Here is a 2,046-nt window from a genome sequence, read left to right as displayed (position 1 = left end):
CGATCTTGGAGCTGGTGTAGACGGCGGGGTACGTGGCACCGGGTGCGGCCTTGCCGAATCCGACGACATCGCCCTCGTCCACCGCGTCGAACCTGGTGAAGGACGCTCCGGAGTCGGTCGACCGCCACATCCCGTACGGCGTGGGGGTGGCGGGCTTGTTGGTGCCGCCGGCCAGCCAGATGTCGCCCTCGTGGCCCGGTACCGCCTTGAACCGGACGTTCCCCGCGGTGGGCAGACCGGTAGCCGCCGTGGCCTTGAAGCTCTTGCCGCCGTCCGTGCTGAGGTAGAAGACGCCGGAGTCGTAGGCGTAGAACTTCGCCGGGTTCACCCGGTCGGAGCGCACGGGGGCCCCGGCCGGCAGCCCCTCCGACGCCGTCCAGGTCGCTCCGTGGTCGTCGGACCAGCTGACCGGCGCACCGGCCGGTGACCAGACGATCCGCCTGCCGTCGGCGCTGATGGCGACGGCCTGGTCTTCGACTCCGGCCCCGGTGATGCCGGACGGCTCACTGCCCGACGGCGTCCAGGTTGCGCCGCTGTCGGTGGAGATGGCGAAGTGCTGGGTCCAGCCGCTGGTGGGGTTGCCGACCCGCACAATGGTGTGGGGCGCCAGCTCCGCGTAGTCCAGGGCCGGGGTTATGTGGAAGGTCGGGCTGTCGAACATCTTCGACGCCTTGTGGAAATCCGTGTGCCGGAAGCCGCCGACATCGCCCAGGCCGGAGAAGAGGTGAGCTGCACCGGCCGGCGGGCTGATCACACAGAGGACAGCGGTTTCCTCCAGTCCCTGGGCCCGCACGGACAGGTGTACCGTGCCGCCGCTGTCCCAGTCGGTCAGGTTGTTGGCGCCGTAGATCGTCGCGCCGGTTCCGTACATGAAGTGACCGGAGTCGAAGGGGTCGATCTGGACGGACTCCATCATCCAGCCCAGCTTGGGGGCCATCTCGGGCAGCGACGGCGAGGCGTTCCAGGTCAGCCAGGGGGCGGCGGAGATGTCGATGTCGTAGCGCAGGGTGCGCTCGGAGTTCGTGTCCATGTCCCACGCGCGGGTCCAGCTCGCGCCGCCGTCGGTGGAGCGGAAGAGGAGGCAGTCGGGCCACCACTTGACCTGGGTGGACACCATCAGGGTGTTCGGGTTCTGCCGGTCGATGGTCAGGCCGCTGTAACCGTACTGGTTGTCGTCGCTGGTGGAGGGAACCGGGCTGATGCGGGTCCAGGTGTCGGTGGCGGTGTCCAGCTTCCACACGTCGCCCTTGGAGCCGTCGTAGGGGCCGGCGGTGTCGCTGGTCGCCAGGTACAGGTAGCCGCCGACGTGGTCGAAGACCGCGTGGTGCGGGATGAAGCCGGTGGGCTGCCCGGGGACACGTTCCCAGGTCGCTCCCGCGTCGGTCGACCGGTACAGGATGTTGTCCTTGTCGGCGACGGTGACGTAGAGGGTCCGGGTGGCCTTCCCCGCTCTGCCGGTGCGCTTGTCGAAGACGACTTGCAGCACGCCCAGGTTGTCGCCGTTGTAGCCGTCGGGGTCGGTGGGGTCGATGACGAAGTTGCCCGCATTGGGGAAGCTGGTCACCTTCGCGAACGTCTTGCCGTGGTCGGTGCTGCGCCACAGCCCGTGGCCCCCGCGCACTCCCAGGTAGAGGATGCTGTTGCGGTTGGGGTCGATCACCAGACGCTCGCCGATGCCCCGGCCGGGCATGTTGCCGCCCAGCCGGAACGGCAGGGGAGTGGTCTTCCAGGTGCGGCCGCGGTCGGTCGACCGCAGGATCGCCGCCATGCTCGGGTCCCAGTCGGGCATGGTGTAGGTGCCCGCCGCCAGGTAGACGCGGTCGGGGTCGACCTCGTCGGTGGCGATGCTGATGATGCCGGTGTGTCCGTACTCGTCCCAGCCGATCCAGTCGTTGAGGGGGATCCACCGCCGGGACGCCGTGTCGAGGCGGTAGGCGCCGCCGATGTCGGTCCGGGCGTAGACCAGTCCGGGTTCGCTCTGGTTGAAGATGATGCCGGTGACGAAGCCGCCGCCGACTATCTCCGCGTTGCGGAAGGTGTAGGGCG

Annotated in this window: 1 protein-coding gene; it reads right to left on the bottom strand. The window is 68.9% G+C overall.

The window, feature by feature from the left end; genetic code table 11:
• Nucleotides 1-2,046 (bottom strand): sialidase family protein (locus STSP_RS34155; protein ID WP_067284919.1); only part of this gene is annotated, 2,046 nt, incomplete at both ends.

Origin of the sequence: Streptomyces jeddahensis, assembly GCF_001642995.1 — a bacterium.
Taxonomy (GTDB): domain Bacteria; phylum Actinomycetota; class Actinomycetes; order Streptomycetales; family Streptomycetaceae; genus Streptomyces; species Streptomyces jeddahensis.
The sequence above is the reverse complement of the archived record's forward strand: the minus strand, read 5'-3'. Positions and strand labels throughout refer to the sequence as shown.